The organism is Mesorhizobium sp. M0028 (assembly GCF_040323855.1).
In the GTDB taxonomy this organism is placed as follows: Bacteria; Pseudomonadota; Alphaproteobacteria; order Rhizobiales; family Rhizobiaceae; genus Mesorhizobium.
Genome location: NZ_JAMYVG010000004.1, coordinates 136,892 through 156,703, shown reverse-complemented (window position 1 = coordinate 156,703; position 19,812 = coordinate 136,892). Strand labels below are relative to the sequence as shown.

General features: G+C 62.3%; 21 protein-coding genes. 8 read left to right on the top strand and 13 right to left on the bottom strand.

All coding sequences use genetic code 11. The features are described from left to right. Window positions 1–49 precede the first annotated feature (49 nt). Genes thrC through NKJ93_RS11190 form a run of 4 tightly spaced genes read left to right on the top strand, consistent with a single transcriptional unit; the run spans window position 50 to window position 6,257 of the window. Window positions 50–1,447, top strand: a complete 1,398-nt coding sequence (gene thrC / locus NKJ93_RS11205; protein WP_352483705.1) for a threonine synthase — start codon at window positions 50–52, stop codon at window positions 1,445–1,447. A gap of 14 nt (window positions 1,448–1,461) precedes the next feature. Beyond that, window positions 1,462–2,754 carry a M16 family metallopeptidase gene (locus NKJ93_RS11200; RefSeq protein WP_023716937.1) on the top strand — a complete coding sequence of 431 codons (1,293 nt, stop codon included), beginning with the start codon at window positions 1,462–1,464 and terminating at the stop codon, window positions 2,752–2,754. Between the two features lie 15 nt (window positions 2,755–2,769). Continuing rightward, entirely contained in the window at window positions 2,770–3,366 is a 597-nt protein-coding gene (locus NKJ93_RS11195) for a GNAT family N-acetyltransferase (protein WP_023716936.1), read from the top strand. Between the two features lie 2 nt (window positions 3,367–3,368). Continuing rightward, on the top strand, window positions 3,369–6,257 hold the full coding sequence (locus NKJ93_RS11190) for an EAL domain-containing protein (RefSeq protein WP_023716935.1): 2,889 nt from the start codon (window positions 3,369–3,371) through the stop codon (window positions 6,255–6,257). 23 nt (window positions 6,258–6,280) lie between these two features. Here NKJ93_RS11190 and NKJ93_RS11185 read toward each other — a convergent pair whose 3' ends face one another. Next, entirely contained in the window at window positions 6,281–6,889 is a 609-nt protein-coding gene (locus NKJ93_RS11185) for a YqgE/AlgH family protein (RefSeq protein WP_023716934.1), read from the bottom strand. A gap of 147 nt (window positions 6,890–7,036) precedes the next feature. Between NKJ93_RS11185 and NKJ93_RS11180 the strand changes: the two genes are divergently transcribed. The 3 genes from NKJ93_RS11180 (at window position 7,037) to NKJ93_RS11170 (ending at window position 9,053) form a co-directional block, all read left to right on the top strand. Next, entirely contained in the window at window positions 7,037–7,843 is an 807-nt protein-coding gene (locus NKJ93_RS11180) for a protein-disulfide reductase DsbD domain-containing protein (RefSeq protein ID WP_023716933.1), read from the top strand. Between the two features lie 83 nt (window positions 7,844–7,926). Next, a complete protein-coding gene (locus NKJ93_RS11175) occupies window positions 7,927–8,427 on the top strand; it encodes a peroxiredoxin (protein WP_352589027.1) in 501 nt (166 codons plus the stop codon). Between the two features lie 146 nt (window positions 8,428–8,573). Beyond that, on the top strand, window positions 8,574–9,053 hold the full coding sequence (locus tag NKJ93_RS11170; RefSeq protein ID WP_023716931.1) for a DUF2938 domain-containing protein: 480 nt from the start codon (window positions 8,574–8,576) through the stop codon (window positions 9,051–9,053). A 5-nt stretch (window positions 9,054–9,058) separates the two neighbouring features. On the opposite strand, the gene NKJ93_RS11165 is transcribed toward NKJ93_RS11170, so the two are convergent. The 12 genes from NKJ93_RS11165 to coxB form a co-directional block, all read right to left on the bottom strand. Further along, the gene (locus NKJ93_RS11165) at window positions 9,059–9,652 is read right to left on the bottom strand and encodes a histidine phosphatase family protein (protein WP_352589024.1); all 594 of its coding nucleotides are present in this window, start codon (window positions 9,650–9,652) and stop codon (window positions 9,059–9,061) included. A gap of 42 nt (window positions 9,653–9,694) precedes the next feature. After that, a complete protein-coding gene (gene rnhA / locus NKJ93_RS11160; protein WP_023716929.1) occupies window positions 9,695–10,222 on the bottom strand; it encodes a ribonuclease HI in 528 nt (175 codons plus the stop codon). Next, window positions 10,219–11,181, bottom strand: a complete 963-nt coding sequence (locus NKJ93_RS11155; protein ID WP_023716928.1) for a homoserine kinase — start codon at window positions 11,179–11,181, stop codon at window positions 10,219–10,221. Before NKJ93_RS11155 ends, rnhA begins: the two co-directional genes overlap by 4 nt. Before the next feature lie 5 nt (window positions 11,182–11,186). Beyond that, window positions 11,187–12,191, bottom strand: a complete 1,005-nt coding sequence (gene ispH, locus NKJ93_RS11150; protein WP_352589021.1) for a 4-hydroxy-3-methylbut-2-enyl diphosphate reductase — start codon at window positions 12,189–12,191, stop codon at window positions 11,187–11,189. A 107-nt stretch (window positions 12,192–12,298) separates the two neighbouring features. After that, complete coding sequence (locus NKJ93_RS11145) at window positions 12,299–13,054, bottom strand: SURF1 family protein (RefSeq protein WP_352589018.1); 756 nt, start codon at window positions 13,052–13,054, stop codon at window positions 12,299–12,301. Next, window positions 13,051–13,437, bottom strand: coding sequence for a DUF983 domain-containing protein (locus tag NKJ93_RS11140; protein WP_023716925.1), 387 nt, complete (start codon window positions 13,435–13,437; stop codon window positions 13,051–13,053). Before NKJ93_RS11140 ends, NKJ93_RS11145 begins: the two co-directional genes overlap by 4 nt. A 111-nt stretch (window positions 13,438–13,548) precedes the next feature. Next, complete coding sequence (locus NKJ93_RS11135; RefSeq protein WP_023716924.1) at window positions 13,549–14,430, bottom strand: cytochrome c oxidase subunit 3; 882 nt, start codon at window positions 14,428–14,430, stop codon at window positions 13,549–13,551. Window position 14,431: 1 nt separating this feature from the next. After that, window positions 14,432–15,064 carry a cytochrome c oxidase assembly protein gene (locus tag NKJ93_RS11130; protein ID WP_352589015.1) on the bottom strand — a complete coding sequence of 211 codons (633 nt, stop codon included), beginning with the start codon at window positions 15,062–15,064 and terminating at the stop codon, window positions 14,432–14,434. Between the two features lie 7 nt (window positions 15,065–15,071). Next, entirely contained in the window at window positions 15,072–15,239 is a 168-nt protein-coding gene (locus NKJ93_RS11125; RefSeq protein WP_023716922.1) for a cytochrome c oxidase system small membrane protein, read from the bottom strand. Next, window positions 15,236–16,180, bottom strand: a complete 945-nt coding sequence (locus tag NKJ93_RS11120; protein WP_352483710.1) for a heme o synthase — start codon at window positions 16,178–16,180, stop codon at window positions 15,236–15,238. The genes NKJ93_RS11125 and NKJ93_RS11120 overlap by 4 nt, the downstream gene beginning before the upstream one ends. Window positions 16,181–16,256: 76 nt before the next feature. Next, entirely contained in the window at window positions 16,257–17,909 is a 1,653-nt protein-coding gene (gene ctaD / locus NKJ93_RS11115) for a cytochrome c oxidase subunit I (protein WP_023716920.1), read from the bottom strand. A gap of 38 nt (window positions 17,910–17,947) precedes the next feature. After that, window positions 17,948–18,826: a cytochrome c oxidase subunit II gene (coxB, locus tag NKJ93_RS11110; RefSeq protein WP_023716919.1), complete on the bottom strand. Its 879-nt coding sequence runs from the start codon at window positions 18,824–18,826 to the stop codon at window positions 17,948–17,950. A 371-nt stretch (window positions 18,827–19,197) separates the two neighbouring features. Between coxB and NKJ93_RS11105 the strand changes: the two genes are divergently transcribed. Then, window positions 19,198–19,722 carry an invasion associated locus B family protein gene (locus NKJ93_RS11105; RefSeq protein ID WP_023716918.1) on the top strand — a complete coding sequence of 175 codons (525 nt, stop codon included), beginning with the start codon at window positions 19,198–19,200 and terminating at the stop codon, window positions 19,720–19,722. Window positions 19,723–19,812: the final 90 nt, after the last annotated feature.

The window sequence follows — 19,812 nt, the reverse complement described above, 5'->3', positions numbered from 1 at the left end:
CCACCACCTTACGGCGGGCGAAGATTCCCGCAGCAATGGAAACGTGACGATGCAATATGTGAGTACCCGCGGGGAAGCGCCCGCGCTTGGATTCTCCGACGCGGTGCTGGCCGGGCTGGCCCGCGACGGCGGGCTCTATCTGCCGAGCGCCTGGCCGCATTTTTCCGCAGCAGAGGTCCGCGCCATGCGCGGCCTTGCCTATCCCGATCTTGCAATCCGCGTGCTGTCGCCGTTCCTCGGTGGCGAGATCGCGGCGCCGGTGTTCGAACGGCTGGTGCGCGAAGCCTATGCGACCTTCCGCCATGAGGCCGTCTGCCCGCTGGTGCAGAGCGGGCCGAACAGCTTCGTGCTCGAGTTGTTCCACGGCCCGACGCTCGCGTTCAAGGACGTGGCGATGCAGCTTCTTGCGCGGCTGATGGACCATGTGCTGGCCGAGCGCGACCAGCGCGCCACCATTGTCGGCGCCACTTCCGGCGACACCGGAGGGGCCGCCATCGATGCCTTTGCCGGGCGCAACCGCACCGACATCTTCGTGCTTTTCCCGCACGGCCGCGTCTCGCCGGTGCAGCAGCGGCAGATGACGACGTCGACCGCCGCAAACGTCCAAGCATTGGCGATCGAAGGCAATTTCGACGACTGCCAAGGCCTGGTGAAGGACATGTTCAACGACCACGGTTTTCGCGACCGGGTGTCGCTATCCGGCGTCAATTCGATCAATTGGGCCCGCATCATGGCCCAGATCGTCTATTATTTCTCCTCCGCGCTGTCGCTTGGCGCGCCCGACAGGCCGGTTTCCTTCACGGTGCCGACCGGCAATTTCGGCGACATTTTCGCCGGCTACGCCGCCAAGAAGATGGGATTGCCGATCGAGCGGCTGATCATCGCCACGAACGACAACGATATTCTGGCGCGCACGCTGGCGACCGGCGAATACCGCATGAAAGGGGTCTTTTCGACCACGTCGCCCTCGATGGACATCCAGGTGTCTTCGAACTTCGAACGCTTGCTGTTCGAGGCGTCCGGCCGCGATGCCTCGACCGTGCGGCGCTACATGGACGGGCTCAAGCAGTCCGGCGCCTTCACCATCGAGGCCGGCGAAATCGCCAAGATCCGCTCCGAATTCGACGCCGGCCGCGCCACCATGGGCGAGGTCGCCGCCACAATCCGCACCACACTTGCGGCGAGTGGCTATCTGCTCGACCCGCATACCGCCGCAGCCGTGCATGTGGCCACTGGCAAAGCCGCCGGTGAGGTGCCAATGGTGGTGCTGGGCACTGCGCACCCGGCAAAGTTTCCGGCGGCCGTCGAAGCCGCCAGCGGCGTGTCGCCTGCCCTCCCCGCATGGCTGGGCGGGTTGATGAGCGCCGAGGAAAAATACACGGTACTTCCATCCGACCTGAAAATGGTGGAAGATTATGTCGGCCGCCACACGCGGGCGGCGCGTTAGGGAGTAATTGCCATATGGGTGTTGAGGTAAGCCGTCTGTCGAACGGCCTGACAGTCGCCACCGAAACCCTTCCAAGCCTCGAATCTGTTGCCCTTGGTGCCTGGGTCAAGTCGGGCGCACGCAACGAGCGTGACGAAGAGCACGGAATGGCGCATTTGCTCGAGCACATGGCTTTCAAGGGCACCAGGCGGCGAAGCGCCTTCGAGATCGCCTCGGAGATCGAGGACGTCGGCGGCGAGATCAATGCCGCGACCAGCGTCGAGACGACCTCCTATTATGCAAGGGTTCTGAGCGACGATGTGCCGCTGGCGGTCGATATCCTTTCCGACATCCTGCAGGACTCCGAATTCGATCCGCAGGAGCTGGAGCGCGAACAGCATGTGATTCTGCAGGAGATCGGCGCCGCGCACGATACGCCCGACGATGTCGTTTTCGATCACTTTACCGAGACCGCCTTCCGCCACCAGACCATCGGCCGCTCGATTCTCGGCACGCCGGAAACCGTCAAATCCTTCACTTCGAAGCAACTGCACGACTTCATCGAACGGCAATACGGCGCCGAGAACATGGTGATGGTGGCAGCCGGCGACATCAAGCACGACGATTTCGTGCGCGAGGTCGAAAAGCGTCTCGGCGGCTTCCGCGGCAAGGCCGACGGCACCATCCCGCAATATGCGCAATATGTCGGCGGCGATTTTCGCGAAGACCGCGACCTGATGGACGCCCAGATCGTGCTGGGTTTCGAGGGCCGTGCCTATCACGTCCGCGATTTCTATGCCTCTCAGGTCCTGTCGATGATCCTCGGCGGCGGCATGTCGTCGCGGCTTTTCCAGGAAGTCCGCGAAAAACGCGGCCTGTGCTATTCGGTCTATGCCTTCCATTGGGGTTTTTCCGACACCGGCGTCTTCGGGGTCCATGCGGCAACCGGACAAAGCGATATCGCCGAGCTGGTGCCTGTGATCATCGACGAGCTGCAAAAGGCCGGCGAAAACATCCTGCAGGAGGAGCTCGACCGGGCGCGTGCCCAATACCGCGCCGGGCTGATCATGTCGGCCGAGAGCCCGGCCAGCCGCGCCTCGCAGATCGCCAGGCAGTTGCTTCTGTTCGGCAGGCCGATCGCCAAGGAAGAGCTGATGGAGCGGCTGTCGGCGCTGACGGTCAAGCGGCTGACGGATCTGTCGTCGCGGCTTTTTTCGACGAAGCCGACGCTTACAGCCGTCGGGCCGGTGGGTACGCTCGCGCCCTATGAAGCGATCCTCGATTCGCTTTCGGGCTCGCAGACCACTGCCCGTAAGCTTGCCGTCTAAGCTTATTCGAGCGTCGTGTTCGCGCTCCCTTTCTTTCGCCGCGACCTGCCGGCACTGAAGGGCGACCTTGTCACGCTGCGTGTGCCGCTGACCAACGACTATCGCGAGTGGTCGGTGCTGCGCGGCGAAAGCCGCGCCTTCCTTGAGCCGTGGGAGCCGCGATGGACCCCTGACGAGCTCGACCGCACCGCATGGCGGCATCGTATCGGCCGCTACCGCGAGGACTATGCGCAGGGGACGGCGATCGCCTTCTTCATCTTCGAGAAAAGCAGCGGCAAGCTTGCCGGCGGTATCACCCTCGGCAATATCCGCCACGGGGTCGCCCAAAGCGGCCATATCGGCTACTGGATCGGCGAGCGCTTCAGCGGACGCGGCCTGATGACCGATGCCGTCAAGGTGGTGACGCGTTTCGCCTTCGAAACGCTGCGGTTGCACCGGATCGAAGCTGCCTGTATCCCCGATAACGCCCGGTCGATCCGCGTGCTTGAAAAAGCCGGATTCCGGCGCGAAGGACTGCTACGATCCTATCTCAGGATCAACGGCATCTGGCAGGACCATTACCTATACGCCCGAATCGCGGACGATCCGCCGGGCGTTGGAACAAAGGGCTGATTTTGACGAATTTTCTGCGGAACGGGTCGCTGCTTGCCCTTATGCTGGCGGCAATCGTCACGCTCTGCGCGGCATCCTCGGCGTTTGCGGTCGAACCGATCAAGATTGCCCGCGACGACGTGGCGCTCGACCTTTCGGGTGCCGTTGAAATCTACCGCAACCAGGGCGAGAATTTCCAAGTCTCAACGGCACCCGGCCCGGACGGCATCGTGCGGCGAATCGAGGTCGAGGCCAATGACGCGCGCTCGACCGGCGACTGGGCGGTGTTCGCGCTCGCCAATACCACCGATCAGCAGCTCGACAGGCTGATTGTCGCACCGCATTTCCGGCTGGTGAATTCCGGCCTGTTCTGGCCGGATCTCGGCTCGACCCGTATCGCCGCGATCACGCCCAGCGAAGGCTTTGCGCTCGACCGCCAGACCAGCCCCGACGCCGACGTGTTCCGGGTGACGCTGAACCCCGGAACGGTGATTACCTTCATCGCCGAGCTCGCCTCGCCCAAGCTGCCGCAGGTCTATCTGTGGGACCCCGAATCCTACAAGGACTCGGTCAATTCCTACACGCTGTTTCGTGGCATCGTCATCGGCATCGCCGGCCTGCTGGCGCTGTTCCTGACCATTCTTTTCGTCGTCAAGGGGACCTCGATGTTCCCGGCGACGGCGGCCCTAGCCTGGGCGGTGCTTGCCTATATCTGCGTCGATTTCGGCTTTCTCAACAAGATCATAGAAATATCCCCGGGCAATGAGCAGATGTGGCGCGCCGGAACGGAGGTGGCGCTTGCGGCGACCTTCGTGGTGTTCCTGTTTGCCTATCTCAACCTCAACCGATGGCACGGCCATTTCAGCTACGGCGCACTGGTCTGGATCCTCGGGCTGGTGCTGATCGCCGGCGTTGCCATCGTCGATCCGGCGGTTGCCGCCGGCATTGCCAGGCTGTCCTTCGCAGCCACCGCGCTGACCGGGCTCGGCCTGATCATCTTCCTCGGTATACGCGGTTACGACCGCGCCATCATGCTGGTGCCCAGTTGGGTGATGGTTCTGCTGTGGCTATGCGGATCGTGGATGGCAATCACCGGCATGCTGGACAACGATATCGCCCAGCCGGCGCTGGGCGGTGGGCTGATCCTCATCATCCTGCTGATCGGCTTCACCGTGATGCAGCACGCTTTTGCCGGCGGCGCCCTGCATCAGGGCCTGTTCTCCGACCTCGAGCGGCAGGCGTTGGCGGTTGCCGGATCGGGCGATACCGTGTGGGACTGGGACGTGCTGCGCGACCGTGTCGTCACTCGTCCCGACGTCAGCATTCAGCTCGGCCTTGCGCCCAACAGCCTCGGCGGCCCTGCCCGCAACTGGCTGCCGGTGCTGCATGCCGACGACCGCGACACGTTTCGTACGACACTCGACGTGGTGCTCGAGCACCGGCGCGGCCGGGTGTCGCAAAACTTCCGCCTGCGCGGCGCCGACGGGCACTATCACTGGTTTTCGCTGCGCGCCCGGCCGGTGATCGGCTCGGACGGCGAGGTCATCCGCTGCGTCGGCACCATGGTCGACGTGACGGAGCAGAAAAAGTCCGAGGAACGGCTGCTGCATGACGCCGTACATGACAATCTGACCGGCCTGCCCAACCGCGAGCTGTTCATGAACCGGCTGGAGGCGATCATCTCGATCGCCCGCACCGAAGAGAAGGTGCGCCCGACCGTCTTCGTCATCGACATCGACCGCTTCAAGCAGGTCAATGACGGGCTCGGCATCTCGGCCGGCGACACCATCCTTTTGACCATCGCGCGGCGGCTGCACCGGCTGCTCAAGCCGAAGGATTCGCTGTCGCGATTTGCCGGCGACCAGTTCGCGCTGATGCTTTTGTCGGAGCAGGATCCGGCTCGCATCGCGGCCATTGCCGATGCCATCAAGCACGCCATCAACAACCCGATCACCTTCGCCAAGCGCGAGATCGTGCTGACCGCCTCGATCGGGCTGATCACCTGGACCTCCACGCAGACCTCGGCTGAGGACATGGTCAAGGACGCCGAGCTTGCCATGCATCAAGCCAAGCGCTTCGGCGGCGACAGGATCGAGCCGTTCCGGCCAGCCTTCCGCACCGTCGGCACCGACCGGCTGCAGTTCGAGTCCGATCTGCGCCGCGCTATCGAACGACGCGAATTCACGCTTGCCTACCAGCCAATCGTGCGGCTGGAGGACGGCAGCGTTGCCGGCTTCGAAGCGCTGCTGCGCTGGGACCATCCGCGTCGCGGCATGATTCCGCCGGCGGATTTCATCCCGGTCGCCGAAAACTGCGGCCTGATCGTGCAGCTTGGCCTGTTTGCCATGCAACAGGCTGCCGAAGACCTAGCAGGATGGCAAAAGCAGATCGGCGATGCGCCGCTGTCGGTCTCGGTCAATCTGTCCAGCCGTCAGCTCATCCGCCGCGACCTGGTCAGCGACGTCCGCTCGGTGATCGCGCGGGCCAATCTGAAACCGCGCTGCTTCCGGCTCGAACTCACCGAATCGCTGGTGATGGACAATCCCGAGCAGACCGCCCATGTGCTGACCAAGCTGAAGCAGCTTGGCATCGGCCTGTCGCTGGACGATTTCGGCACCGGCTATTCATCGCTGGCCTATCTGACGCGCTTTCCGTTCGACACCATCAAGATCGACAAGAGCTTCGTCGACGACGCGACGCCGAAACGCGCGGTGCTGCTCAAATCCATGGTCAACATGGCGCATGAACTCGGCCTGTCGGTTGTCGCCGAAGGCATTTCGGACGAGAGCGATGCGCTGGAGTTGCGGCAGATGGGCTGCGAATACGTGCAGAGTTTCATGTTCGGAGCGCCGATGCCGGGCGACCAGGTGCTGAAGACGCTGAAGGAACAGTATCCGCTCACTCAGGCGTGACAAATTTCGGGACGTAATGAGGTTCAGGCGTGACCGGCAGCCAGGCTGAGATGCGCGAGATCGATGCCGATCGAGGCAAGGATCCGGTCGTATTTGCGGTCGATGTCGGCGTCGAACAGAAGCTCGGCACTAGCCGGGCAAGTCAGCCAGCCATTCTCGACGATCTCGTTTTCAAGCTGACCCGCACCCCAGCCGGCATAGCCGAGCGCCATCAGAGCCCGCCGGGGTCCGCGGCCGGAGGAGATGGCGCGCAATATGTCGACGGTCGCAGTCAGGCAGACGTCGTCGGACACGGCGAGCGAGGATTCCACCCGGTAGTCGCCCGAATGCAGGACGAAGCCGCGGCTGCGATCCACCGGTCCGCCATTGCGCACGACGAAGTCGCGCGCCGGCGGCGGCAGGCGAATTGCCTCCAGTTCGTTCATGATCCCGAGTTGCACGAGCAGGTCCGGAAACAGCATCTGCTGCGTCTGGTTGATGATCAACCCCATCGCGCCTTCGTCGCTGTGCGCGCAAATGTAGATGACGGAGCGCGTGAAGCGGTCGTCCTTCATGCCGGGCATGGCAATCAGGAACTGGTCGTCGAGAAAGCCGGGTCCTGCGGCCGTCTTTTTATGACGCAACAAATCCATGACCACAGGGTAACGCGTTTCCAGGGCGCCGAAAAGATGGGCGGCGCCCGATTTGATCAGGCTCATAAGTCAAAGGTCACGCAAATATGATGCCGGCGGCGTCATGAAATCATTGTGCGGCCATCAACAGACGATCAAATAATTGCCATGCAAAGCTTGAAAATCCTGCTGCTTGGCGTGGCCATTGGGTCGGCGACCTGCCTCCCCGCCTCAGCCTCCTCGTCGGCCTGGTACAATAGCGAAGGCGGCCGGGTGCGGCTGGTGACGAGCGGCAAAGCCGACGAGGCCGGGCGTCTCCAAGGTGTCCTCGACATTGCGCTGAAGCCAGGCTGGAAGACCTATTGGCGCGATCCGGGCGATGCGGGCGTGCCGCCACAGATCGACATCTCGGCCAGCACCAACATTGCCGACGCGACGCTTTCGTTTCCGCCGCCGCAGCGCCACGATGACGGCTATGGCAAATGGGCCGGCTACGACCACCCGGTTTCATTGCCGGTGACGTTCACGCTTGCTGCACCCGGCCAGCCGGCCGTCATCGATGCGGACATCTTCCTCGGCATTTGCGAAACCATCTGCATCCCGGTGCAGACAAGGCTGACCATCGATCCCGGCGCCGATCCCGACAACGCCGAGGATGCGGCACTGGTCAAGGCAGGCCTTGCAACTCTGCCCGCCACGGCAACGCCCGATTTCGGAATAAACGTCCTGCCGGGCGATCACGAAACCCTGATTGTCGAAGCGAGCTTTCCGGGCACTCCCGAGGCCGCCGACTTCTTCGTTGCCGGCGAACGCGACTACATGTTCGGTGCCCCGACCCGCAGCGAAAAGGATGGCAAGCTGATCTTTACGGTGCCGATCCTCGACAGGCCGTCGACAACGCCAACCGACGGCGGCCTTCACTACACACTGACAAGTGCCGCTGGCGCGGTCGAAGGCCTGCTGCCTTTTCCGTGATGCCAACGTCTGGACGGTTGCCGGGCGCGCCTTAGTTCGCTATCGCAAGGACACTCCCTTTCCATTCTCAAGCGAGGACCATCATGACGATCTCCGTTGGCGACAAACTGCCGGATGCGACCTTCAAAACAATGACCGCCGACGGTGCAAAGCCGATCACGACGGGCGAGATATTCTCAGGAAAGACGGTCGTGCTGTTTGGCGTTCCAGGCGCTTTCACGCCGACCTGCAGCAATAATCACCTGCCGGGCTACCTGGATAATTACGACGCCATCCTGGCGCGCGGCGTCGACACTATCGCCGTCGTCTCGGTCAACGATGTTCACGTCATGGGAGCCTGGGCTCGCTTCAGCGGCGGTGAAGGCAAAATACTTTATCTTGCCGATGGCAATGGCGATTTCGCCAAATCGGTCGGCCTCGACGCCGACCTCTCCAGCGGCGGCATGGGGCTGCGCTCGAGGCGTTTTTCGATGATCGTCGATGACGGCAAGGTCACCGCACTCAATGTCGAGACAAAGCCCGGCGTCGACGAGTCCGGTGCGGCTCACATTCTCGGACAGCTTTCCGTCTTGGCGACAGCCTAGGCCAGGGATGACAAAGGGCGCCTTCGAGCGCTACGCGTTCAAAGGATGCCGCCTTTTCATCGGCGCATGATCCTTCCGAAAGCCGACCCGGTTTTCAGGGCCATGCGTCGGCGCTTCGGGACTGCTTGCTTTTTGGGACCTCGGTTATGTCTGACATCTTTTGGCGCGCTGTCGCGATCGGTATCGGCGCAACCGCGCTTATGGATATCTGGGCGATTTTCCTGAACAAGGCGTTTGCTCAGCCGCGGCCGAACTGGGGGCTGGTCGGCCGCTGGGTCTGGCATCTCAGGGAAGGCAAGGTCTTCCATGACGACATTGGCGAGGCCTCGCCCTATGCGCATGAATCTGCACTTGGCTGGGCCTTTCATTATGCTGTCGGCATCGTCTACGGCATCATACTGGTCGTGCTGGCCGGAACGGGCTGGCTCACCGCGCCGACCTTCCTGCCGGCCTTTATCCTCGGCATCGTCACCGTCGGCGCCGGTTGGTTTCTGCTGGCGCCCGGCATGGGTGCCGGCTGGGCCGCTTCGAAGCGCCCCAATCCAATGCAGGTCCGCGCCCTCAATCTGGTGTCGCACACGGTGTTCGCGCTCGGACTGTTCGGCACCGCCCTGCTCATCCGATAGCCAAGTCAGCCGTCGCGGCGCTGCGCCGGCCTGTCGATCGGCTGCCATCCATGGATAACGCGACGCGCACCGGTATCGTATGCGAAGTAGTTCCCGCCGCTCGCTGGCTGATCCGCCTCGCGGCTGATTTCCCGACCGCTCAAAGAGAGCAGCAGGAGCGTTCCGACACCTCCGTGACCTATGAATGCGACGTCGACAGCGGCGTCGGTGCCTAGCACAGTGTCTACCTCGCTTAGAATACGACGCTGGGCATCGATAGCTCGCTCCCATCCACGAATGCTGCTGTTTGGATTGGCGAAGAATTGGTCGGCGACCGCTTCGAACTCGGAAGGCGGCAGGAAACCGGTTGCCGATCGGTCATTCTCATGCATCCCTTCCCTCACCTCGATCGCAAGGCGGAGATGCCTTCCGAGTATCTCGGCGGTTTCTATCGCCTTGCGTTCACCCGATGACACGATCCGCCGAATCGACCCAACCCACGGCTGATCGAGCATTGCCGATGTTCTCGCTCGCCCGAGGTCGGATAGTCCCCATTCCGCCACTGGAACGTTGGCATCGACCTGAACCTGGGGATGCGTGATGTAGTATGCGATCGGCATGATAGAGCTCTTCCTGCCAGAGAGCGGACCCGCAGCCGGAATTCAATAGCTTTGGGTCGAGCGCCGCGCCTTTGTGGTCGTCGGCTGCTTTGACTGCGAACCTGGTACTGGTGCCACAGTCTTGACGAGCCCTTTCTTGAATGGCGCCATGCCGAGCCGCGCCAGTTCGTCGGCGCGCTCGTTCTCGGGATGGCCGGCATGGCCCTTGACCCAATGCCAGGTGACCTGATGGCGGTTACGCGCTGCATCGAGCTGCTGCCACAGCTCGGCATTCTTCACCGGCTGCCTGGCGGCCGTCTTCCAGCCGTTGCGCTTCCAGCCGTCGATCCAGCTGAAAATACCGTCCTTGACATAGTTGCTGTCGGTATAAAGATCGACGGCGCAGGGCTCCTTGAGCGCATTAAGCGCCGAGATGGCCGCCAACAGTTCCATACGGTTGTTGGTGGTGGCAGCCTCGCCGCCCGACAGTTCTTTCGTCACACCGTTGAAGCGCAAGATCGCGCCCCAGCCGCCAGGCCCGGGATTGCCCGAACAGGCACCATCGGTGAAGATTTCAACGCGCTTGGTCATGTTAGTCCATATTCGGAAGGAGAGTTGATCGCCCGATGGAAGCGCATCCGGCGGATATATTCGGTCGGGTCGCGTTTCATCACAAGCCCGCCGTCCGGGACCGTCAGCCAGTCGTAGAGCCGGGTCAGCATGAAGCGCAGCGCCGAACCGCGCGCCAGCATCGGCAGCGCCGCTTTCTCGTCGCTGCTCAGCGGCCGCACGCTTTGGTAGCCGGCAAGCAACGCCGTGCCCTTGGTCAGATTGAAGGAAAAATCCTTCTCGAAGCACCAGGCGTTGAGGCACGTGGCAACATCATAAGCGTAGAGGTCGTTGCAGGCGAAATAGAAGTCGATCAGCCCGGACAGTTTCTCGCCGAGGAAGAATACATTGTCCGGGAAAAGATCGGCATGGATGATGCCCTGCGGCAGACCGTTCGGCCAGTTCCGCTCGAAATCGGCGAAATCGGCATCGACCTCAGCCGCCAATCCCGGCTCGACCTCATCGGCGCGGGCGTGGGCGGCGTTCCACAGCTTGCGCCAGCCATCGATGGCAAGGGCGTTGGGGCGGGTCATCGGGAAATCCGCGCCGGCGAGATGCAGTGCCGCCAGAGCCTTGCCGACCTCGCCGCAATGCCCAGCTGTCGGCCGCCGCAGCGATAGACCCTCAAGGAAGGTGATGATGACCGCCGGCCGGCCGGCAAGCGTTCCGATCACACCGCCATCCTGCGCGGTGACCGGGAGCGGGCACGAAATGCCCTTTCTGGCGAGGTGGGCCATGAGGCCCAGAAAGAACGGCAGGTCAGCCTTGTCGACGCGCTTCTCGTAAAGCGTCAGTATGTAGGAGCCGCTGCTGGTGTGCAGCAGAAAATTCGAATTTTCGGTGCCTTCGGCGATGCCCTTGTAGGACAAGAGATCGCCGACCGGATAGTTCCTGAGGAACGCGCCGAGCTCGCCCTCATTGACGTCGGTGTAGACCGCCATCGTTGCTACGCAGCCCCGTTGACGAAGGCCATGTCGGCTGCCGTCAGTTCGACATCGCGCAACACCCGCATCACCGGAAAATCCTCCGTCTCCGTCGCCGTCACGGCCAACTCGATGGTTACGTCGAAGCGCTGCCGGAAGGCATCGACAATCTCGTCGACGATGATCTCCGGCGCCGAGGCGCCCGCCGACAGGCCGAGTGTCGAGATGCCGGCAATGTCATTCCACGGAATTTCGGAGGCGCGCTGCACGAGAAGCGACGTCGAGGCGCCGGCGCGTTCGGCCACTTCGACAAGCCGCCGTGAGTTGGAGGAGTTAGGCGCACCGACGACCAGGAAGAGATCGGCGCCGGCCGCTGTTTCCTTGACCGCCTCCTGGCGATTGGTGGTGGCATAGCAGATCGATTCCGCCGCCGGCGCGTGCAACTCGGGAAAACGTTGCTGCAGGGCGCGGATGATGCCGGCGGTGTCCTCGACCGACAGCGTCGTCTGGGTGACGAAACCGAGCGCTCGCGGGTCTGCGGGCACGAAGCTTGCGGCGTCGGCTTCGGTCTCGATCAGAGTGACCGCGCCATCCGGCAACTGGCCCATTGTGCCGATCACCTCAGGATGCCCGGCATGGCCGATCAAAAGCACGTGGCGGCCAAGCCGCTGATGGCGCATTGCCTGCTTGTGGACTTTCGAGACCAGCGGGCACGTCGCGTCGAGATAGAACAGGTTGCGGGACCGGGCGTCGGCCGGCACCGATTTCGGCACGCCATGCGCCGAAAAGACGACCGGGCTCTGGCGATGCTCGGGCGGGATCTCGGAGAGCTCCTCGATGAACACCGCGCCGAGGCTTTGCAGCCCTTCGACGACGTAGCGGTTGTGCACGATCTCGTGGCGGACATAAACCGGCGCGCCATATTTCTTGAGCGCCAGCACGACGATCTGGATGGCACGGTCAACGCCCGCACAGAAACCGCGCGGCTGGCAGAGCCGGATGGTCAGCGGTGGCTTTGTCTGAAGCATGATTGCATCTTACGCTGATTGTAGGCCGGTTGATCGGACTATGACTTCTGAGCTCAAGGCGCGAAATGAGGTGTGCGGCCCTGCCCTGTCAAGGGTAGTGGCGGCGATCATTGGTCTTTCGCCGGGCGGCGGAGCCAGGAGATCAGGACACCGGCAAGGGCGACGGCAAGGCCGTACCAGGTTATCGCATATTGCAGATGGCTGTTCGGCAGGTCGATGACGGTGACGCCGCCGACGGGCAGCCCGCCGGGGTTGGCGGCGGCGTTCGCATCGATGAAGATCGGCACCAGCGCCGCACCTGCCGGCAGGCCGGCGCTCGAGGCCATCGCGTCACGATCTTTCCAGTAGAAGATGTTCTTCTGCGGATCATTGTCGGGAAGCATCATCGAGGGCTTGGCCGGCAGCGGGTTGCGGGCGAGCCCCGTCACCGTCACTTTGCCCGTCACCTGCCCCTGCGGCCGCTTGGCGGGGTCCTTGAAATCGTAGGGCACGAAGCCGCGGTTGATCAGCACGAAACGGCCATCCTCGAGTTGCAGCGGCGTGAAGACATCGAAGCCGGACTGGCCTTCCCAGGTGGCGAGGAAATGCCGTTCGCCTTGATGCAGGAAAGTGCCGGTCACTATCACCGGCGTGTAGTCCACGTCGCTGGTGGCAGCAAACCGCTTTTCGACCTCGGCCAATGGCACAGGCGCCGAATGCGTGCGCTGGTCGATCGTCTGGAGAAGGCCCTCTTTCCAGTGCAGGCGCTGAACCTGCCAGGTGCCGAGCGCCAGCAGGATCAAAGACACGACGATACCCAGGCCGAGCGCCAATGCGCGTTTCGGCCGCGACCGGCCGGCCACCAAACCTGATGCCTCGCTCATTCGCCGCGGTCCAGCCGGCCCTCGGCCGCCTTGTTGCGGTATTGCAGCGTCAGCAGCACGCCCTTGATCAGCCTGAGCGCCGCCAGGCACAGCACCAGCGTCAGCGGAATCCACAGCAACAGATGCAGCCAGAGCGGCGGATTGAGCGTCACCTCCATCCACAGCGCCAGGCCGACGACGATGAAGCCGATGATCAGAATAACGAACACCGCCGGCCCGTCGCCGGCATCGGCGAAGGAATAATCGAGGCCGCAATTGGTACAGCGATCGCCGACTGTGAGGAACCCGGAGAACAGCTTGCCCTCGCCACAGCGGGGGCAGCGGCCATGCAGGCCGGCCGAGATCGGATCGATTGGTGGCCAGATCGCCTTGTCGTCGCTCATGGGGTCATCCTAGGAGCATTTGCCGCAAAAGATAAGGCGGCCACGTCGCCGCAGCCGCCTTGTCTATTTCCTCGGCCCCATTTTCCTCGGGCCCATTTCCTCGGGCCAATGTCAGTGCGGTTCGATCATTGCGCCGTTCGATGCCCAGACATAGATCGAGGCAAACAGGAATAGCCACACCACGTCGACGAAATGCCAGTACCAGGCGGCGGCCTCGAAGCCGAAATGCTGCTTGGGCGTGAAGTCGCCCTTCATGGCGCGGATCAGGCAGACCAGCAGGAAGATAGTGCCGATGATGACGTGGAAACCATGGAAGCCGGTCGCCATGAAGAAGGTGGCGCCGTAGATCGAATCCCTGAAGCCGAACGGCGCATGCATGTACTCGTAGGCCTGCACCATGGTGAACAGCATGCCGAGGCCGACGGTCAGCACCAAGCCATTGATCAGCCCTTTGCGGTCGCCGTGGATGAGCGAGTGGTGCGCCCAGGTCACCGTGGTGCCCGACAGGAGCAAGATGACGGTGTTGTAAAGCGGCAGATGGAAAGGGTCGAGAACTTCGAGGCCCTTGGGCGGCCAGACGCCGCCGGTGAAGGCGGTACGGGCATACTGATGGACCTCGCCGGGGAACAGGCTGGCGTCGAAGAAGGCCCAGAACCAGGCGACGAAGAACATCACCTCGGAGGCGATGAACATGATCATGCCGTAGCGCAGATGCAGCGACACGACACGAGTGTGGTGTCCCTCATGCGCTTCCTTGATCGTATCAGACCACCAGGCGAACATCGTGTAGATGACGATCAGCAGGCCGATGAAGAACAACCATGGATTGGCGATGTTGAAACCGAAGATGGGGAAATCGCCGCCCTTGAGATATTGCATGTAACAGACGCCGCCGATCGCGGTCACCAGCGCCCCGACGGAGCCCAGGAAAGGCCATGGGCTCGGGTCGACGAGGTGGTAGTCATGTTGTGGTTTTGCGTGTGCGTCTGCCATATCAACCCCCGAGGCTTGCTTCGGTATCTGAACTCTTGTTGCGGCGGCCGTCGGCCGGCACCGATGATGCGACCGGCTTGGTTTTTTCGACCGGGAACATCGTATAGGACAGGGTAATCGTCCTCAAATCCTTCAGTTCCGGCGCGTTGACGATCTCGGGATCGACATAGAACACGACCGGCATGTCCAACGTCTCGCCCGGCTTCAGCGTCGTGTCGGTGAAGCAGAAACACTCGACCTTGTTGAAGTAAGGTCCGGCCAGTTCAGGCTGTACATTGAAGGTGGCGCGTCCGGTGATGGGCCGGCTGAATTTGTTGGTCGCGCTGAAATGCGCCTCGGCTGTTTCGCCGATCTTGATGGTGATCGAGCGGGCGACCGGCTGGAATTGCCAGGGAATGCCGACGGTGTTGGCATCGAAGCGGATGGTGATGTCACGGTCGAGCACCCGATCGGCATATTGCTGGGTCGCCCGTTTAACGGTGCCGCCGTAGCCTGTCGCCTGGCAGAACATCGCGTAGAGCGGCACTGCGGCATAGGCCATGCCGATCATGCCGCCGAAGAACGCGATGCAGACGCCGGCGACGACGCGGTTCGTATTCTTCTTCGTAGGATCGGTGACTGTTTGCCTGGTCATGTTCAGCTCACATCGAACCGGTGACGCTGTGACCAAATTTCACGATGGTCGCGACGTAGAATATGACCACCAGCGCCGCCAGCGCGAAGCCGATTGCGGCCGAGCGATTGCGGCGGGCCTTCTGCTGACGGTCGGTCAGCGTGACCAGTTCAAGCTTCTTTTCGGCCATGCTCATGCTCCACCGATGGTCAGCGCGCGCGCGACGACGCAATCGCCAAGGTAGGCGGCGAAGATGGCGAAGAGATAGAGCAGCGAATAGCCGAACAGGGCCTTGGCCGGCTTCATCGCCCGGTCGTCATCGGCCATTTGCAGCACCTTCCACGCATACCAGACGAAGCCGGCGCCGAGCAGCAATGCAACGACGCCATAGGCTGGCGTGGTGAAGCCGAGAACCCATGGCAGCACGCCAACCGGTGCGAGGACCAGCGCATAGGCAAAGATCTGGCGTCTGGTCGAAGCCTGGCCGGCGACATTCGGCATCATCGGAATGCCTGCCTTGGCATAGTCCTCCGACTTGAAGAGCGCGAGCGCCCAGAAATGCGGCGGCGTCCACAGGAAGATGATCAGGAACAGCACCAAGCTTTCGAGGCTGACCGATCCGGTTACCGCCGCCCAGCCGATGACCGGCGGAATGGCACCGGCAGCACCGCCGATGACAATGTTCTGTGGCGTCCAGCGCTTCAGCCACATCGTGTAGATGACGGCATAGAAAAAGATGGTGAAGGCCAGAAGCGATGCGGCCAACCAGTTGACCAGCACGCCGAGCGTCATCACCGACAGAACCGACAGCACCAGCCCGAAGCTCAATGCCTCGCCAGGCCGTATGCGGCCGGCCGGCACGGGACGGCCGGCGGTGCGCGTCATCACCGCATCGATGTCTGCGTCATACCACATGTTGAGCGCACCGGACGCGCCGGCACCAATGGCAATAGCCAGGATCGCGATCACCGCCAGCAGCGGATTGATGGTCACCGGGGCGGCGACCATGCCGACAAACGCTGTGAACACCACCAGCGACATGACGCGCGGCTTCAGCAGGGCGAAGAAATCGCCCGCCGTCGCTTCCGACATGCGGAAGCCCGGCTCGTCAATCAGTCTGTCTTCGGCAAGGGCCATGCGTACTTAGAGTCCATCATTCCGTTGGCCAAAACCGCCGGACGGCCGGCGGTTCCGTATTAAAGGAGGCAACCGCCTACTTGATCTTCGGCAGCTGTTCCCATTGGTGGAACGGCGGCGGCGAAGGCAGCTGCCATTCCAGCGTGGTCGCACCCTCACCCCAAGGATTGGCGCCGGCGACCCGCTTCTTCTGGAACGCCTCGAAGACGCCGAACAGGAAGATGACGACGCCGACAGCCGAGATGTACGAGCCGTAGGACGACACCATATTCCAGCCGGCGAAGGCATCGGGATAGTCGATATAGCGACGCGGCATTCCGGAGAGACCGAGGAAATGCTGCGGGAAAAAGACCAGGTTGACGCCGACGAAAGTGACCCAGAAGTGGGTGTTGGCGATCACCGGCGAATACATGTAGCCGGTCATCTTCGGGAACCAGTAGTACCAGCCGGCGAAGATGGCGAAGACCGCGCCCAGTGACAGCACGTAGTGGAAGTGCGCAACCACGAAATAGGTGTCGTGCAGCGGGCGGTCGAGGCCGGCATTGGCCAATTGCACGCCGGTGACGCCACCAACTGTGAACAGGAAGATGAAGCCGATCGCCCACAGCATCGGGGTCTTAAGCGAAATCGACCCGCCCCACATAGTGGCGATCCACGAGAAGATCTTCACGCCCGTCGGCACCGCGATGACCATGGTGGCGAAGACGAAATAGCGCTGGGTGTCGAGCGACAGGCCCGTCGTGTACATGTGGTGGGCCCAGACGATGAAGCCCACCGCGCCGATGGCAACCATCGCATAGGCCATGCCGAGATAGCCGAACACCGGCTTCCTCGAAAAGGTCGAGATGATATGGCTGATGATGCCGAAGCCCGGCAGGATCAGGATATAGACTTCTGGATGGCCGAAGAACCAGAACAGGTGCTGGAACAGGATCGGGTCGCCGCCGCCGTCCGGGGCGAAGAAGGTGGTGCCGAAATTGCGGTCGGTCAAAAGCATGGTGATGCCGCCGGCCAGCACCGGCAACGACAGCAGCAGCAGGAAGGCGGTGATCAACACCGACCACGCGAACAGCGGCATCTTGTGCATGGTCATGCCGGGCGCGCGCATGTTGAAGATGGTGGTGATGAAGTTGATGGCGCCAAGAATCGAGGAGGCGCCGGCGATGTGGATTGAAAGGATCGCCAGGTCCATGGCCGGTCCAGGCTGGCCCGATGTCGAGAGCGGCGGATAAAGCGTCCAGCCGCCACCGACGCCATAGGCGCCCGGCGCACTCGGGACGAAGGCCGAGATAATCAGCAGGATGAAAGCCGGCGGCAGCAGCCAGAACGAGACGTTGTTCATGCGCGGGAACGCCATGTCCGGCGCGCCGATCATGATCGGCACCATCCAGTTGGCAAAGCCGCCGATCAGCGCCGGCATCACCATGAAGAAGATCATGATCAGCGCATGCGCGGTGGTGAAGGCATTGTACATGCTCTTGCCGCCGTCGATGGCGGCGTCACCGTTCATGCCGTAGACCATCTGTGCCAGGCCAGTGAATATCTGGATGCCCGGCTCCTGCAATTCCATGCGCATGACGACCGATAAGGCGCCACCGATGCAGCCCGCCATGATCGCGAAGATCAGATAAAGCGTACCGATGTCCTTGTGGTTGGTCGAATACACCCACCGGACCCAGCCATGATACGGCTTGTGGTCGTGGTCGTCGTGAGCTGCAGCGTCTGCCATGGTCGGCTCCGTTCCCTGAATCTTTTCTGGTCGCGGCATCAGTTGCCGGCGGCCGCTACCTTGTTCGTGCCATCGACCTCGGCCATCAGCGCCTTGTTGGCGCCGGGAAGATCGGTCTTGGCTGCCGCCAGCCAGGTCTTGTATTGCGCATCGGAGACGACGCGAATGGCGATCGGCATGAAGGCGTGGTCCTTGCCGCAGAGTTCCGAGCACTGGCCGTAATAGAGGCCTTCCTTGTCGGCCTTGAACCACACCTCGTTGATGCGGCCCGGCACCGCGTCGGTCTTGATGCCGAAGGACGGCATGGCAAAGGCGTGAATCACGTCGGTCGCCGTCACCAGCACGCGGGTCATGGTGTTGACAGGCACCACCATCTCATTGTCGACGGCGAGCAGGCGCGGATAGGCGGCGCGATCTTCCTTGCCGGCAGCAGCCCTGTCGGCATCCTGAAGGATCGCGGAATTGAAGGAAAGCGTGTTGTCGACCTGGTATTCGTAATCCCAGTTCCACTGATTGCCCGTCGCCTTGACGGTCAGCTTGGCTTCTTCCGGCGGCGTGTATTGCGCGGTCAGCAGCTGGAACGAAGGAATGGCGAGACAGAGCAGGATGACGACGGGACCGACAGTCCAGATGACCTCGATCAGCGTGTTGTGGCTGGTGCGCGACGGGGTCGGGTTGACGCTCGCCCGGAATTTCAAAATGCAGTAGGCGATCAGAAAAAGCACCAAGGCGGTGATCACAATGATGAACGCGAACGAATAGTTTCCGAACCACTCGATCTGCCTCATAATATCGGTCGCCGGAGGCTGAAAACTGGTTTCCCAGGGTTGAGGCTGGGCTGCATGAGCGGATGCAGCGGCAAACAACGTGGCGGCGGCACTAGCTACGATTTTGGCGGTTGCCAGGAATTTTCTCATCGCCCTCGTCATCTCCCAGTTCCTCGCGATCGGACCGCAAGAATGCCGAATAATGCCGGGACGGGAATCCCGGACAATTCAAGGCTGGTTCAAACCATACTCTATTTGCCTCCGCAAGAAAGGAGCGGCGGAACCCGTGCGGCATTTTTGCGCGCAAGCGCGGCTGTAGCTTCGTGCGGTGACCGCTCGTCGCGAATCACCGGAGCGGCATCCCGGCAGAATGAGCCGCGCGGCGCGCGAAACCGTCGCAATTAGGGCGAAATTGGCACGGAAAAGCGCATTGTCGCCTATGTCGGGGCAGACCGCGGGGGTCTCGTCCTTTACTTGGGTTTAGTGCGGCTTAAAGTGCCGTGATTCGCAATGGAGCCGTCATGAACGCGTGGCTTTCGAGAACCTTGGCGGAGGTCATCCTTGTTGCCGCCGCAATAGCCTTGTCAGGCGGCGGCCTGGCCAATGCCGCGCAGCCAAGCGGCACGGTGAAGTCGACGCATGGGGCGTGGTCGATCATCTGCGATACGCCGGCCGGTGCTACGTCCGAACAATGCGTGATGATGCAGAACGTCGTCGCCGAGGACCGCCCGGAAATGGGTCTTTCCGTTGTCGTGCTGCGTACAGCCGACAACAAGGCCGAAATCCTTCGTGTGCTGGCGCCGCTCGGCGTGCTGTTGCCCAACGGCCTCGGCCTCAATGTCGACGGCAAGGATATCGGCCGCGCCTATTTCGTGCGCTGTTTCCAGGACGGCTGCTATGCCGAGGTCATCCTGGAAAAGCCGCTGCTCGACACGCTGAAGACCGGTACGTCGGCGACCTTTATCGTCTTCCAGACGCCCGAAGAAGGCATCGGCATTCCCGTCGACCTCAAGGGTTTTGCCGACGGCTTCGCCGCCCTGCCTTGAACGCGGTCTTGTAGCACGATCCAGTGATTGTTGACCGGCCGCGGTCACGGCAAATCTCATTTCAGATTGTCTGTGCAGGCCTTCGCGCCT

Excerpts from the sequence above, each read along its gene's own strand:
- thrC (WP_352483705.1), top strand. The coding sequence starts at position 50 with ATGCAATATGTGAGTACCCGCGGGGAAGCGCCCGCGCTTGGATTCTCC.
- NKJ93_RS11200 (WP_023716937.1), top strand. The coding sequence starts at position 1,462 with ATGGGTGTTGAGGTAAGCCGTCTGTCGAACGGCCTGACAGTCGCCACC.
- NKJ93_RS11185 (WP_023716934.1), bottom strand. The coding sequence starts at position 6,889 with ATGGATTTGTTGCGTCATAAAAAGACGGCCGCAGGACCCGGCTTTCTC.
- NKJ93_RS11180 (WP_023716933.1), top strand. The coding sequence starts at position 7,037 with ATGCAAAGCTTGAAAATCCTGCTGCTTGGCGTGGCCATTGGGTCGGCG.
- NKJ93_RS11175 (WP_352589027.1), top strand. The coding sequence starts at position 7,927 with ATGACGATCTCCGTTGGCGACAAACTGCCGGATGCGACCTTCAAAACA.
- NKJ93_RS11170 (WP_023716931.1), top strand. The coding sequence starts at position 8,574 with ATGTCTGACATCTTTTGGCGCGCTGTCGCGATCGGTATCGGCGCAACC.
- NKJ93_RS11165 (WP_352589024.1), bottom strand. The coding sequence starts at position 9,652 with ATGCCGATCGCATACTACATCACGCATCCCCAGGTTCAGGTCGATGCC.
- rnhA (WP_023716929.1), bottom strand. The coding sequence starts at position 10,222 with ATGACCAAGCGCGTTGAAATCTTCACCGATGGTGCCTGTTCGGGCAAT.
- NKJ93_RS11155 (WP_023716928.1), bottom strand. The coding sequence starts at position 11,181 with ATGGCGGTCTACACCGACGTCAATGAGGGCGAGCTCGGCGCGTTCCTC.
- ispH (WP_352589021.1), bottom strand. The coding sequence starts at position 12,191 with ATGCTTCAGACAAAGCCACCGCTGACCATCCGGCTCTGCCAGCCGCGC.
- NKJ93_RS11145 (WP_352589018.1), bottom strand. The coding sequence starts at position 13,054 with ATGAGCGAGGCATCAGGTTTGGTGGCCGGCCGGTCGCGGCCGAAACGC.
- NKJ93_RS11140 (WP_023716925.1), bottom strand. The coding sequence starts at position 13,437 with ATGAGCGACGACAAGGCGATCTGGCCACCAATCGATCCGATCTCGGCC.
- NKJ93_RS11135 (WP_023716924.1), bottom strand. The coding sequence starts at position 14,430 with ATGGCAGACGCACACGCAAAACCACAACATGACTACCACCTCGTCGAC.
- NKJ93_RS11130 (WP_352589015.1), bottom strand. The coding sequence starts at position 15,064 with ATGACCAGGCAAACAGTCACCGATCCTACGAAGAAGAATACGAACCGC.
- NKJ93_RS11125 (WP_023716922.1), bottom strand. The coding sequence starts at position 15,239 with ATGAGCATGGCCGAAAAGAAGCTTGAACTGGTCACGCTGACCGACCGT.
- NKJ93_RS11120 (WP_352483710.1), bottom strand. The coding sequence starts at position 16,180 with ATGGCCCTTGCCGAAGACAGACTGATTGACGAGCCGGGCTTCCGCATG.
- ctaD (WP_023716920.1), bottom strand. The coding sequence starts at position 17,909 with ATGGCAGACGCTGCAGCTCACGACGACCACGACCACAAGCCGTATCAT.
- coxB (WP_023716919.1), bottom strand. The coding sequence starts at position 18,826 with ATGAGAAAATTCCTGGCAACCGCCAAAATCGTAGCTAGTGCCGCCGCC.
- NKJ93_RS11105 (WP_023716918.1), top strand. The coding sequence starts at position 19,198 with ATGAACGCGTGGCTTTCGAGAACCTTGGCGGAGGTCATCCTTGTTGCC.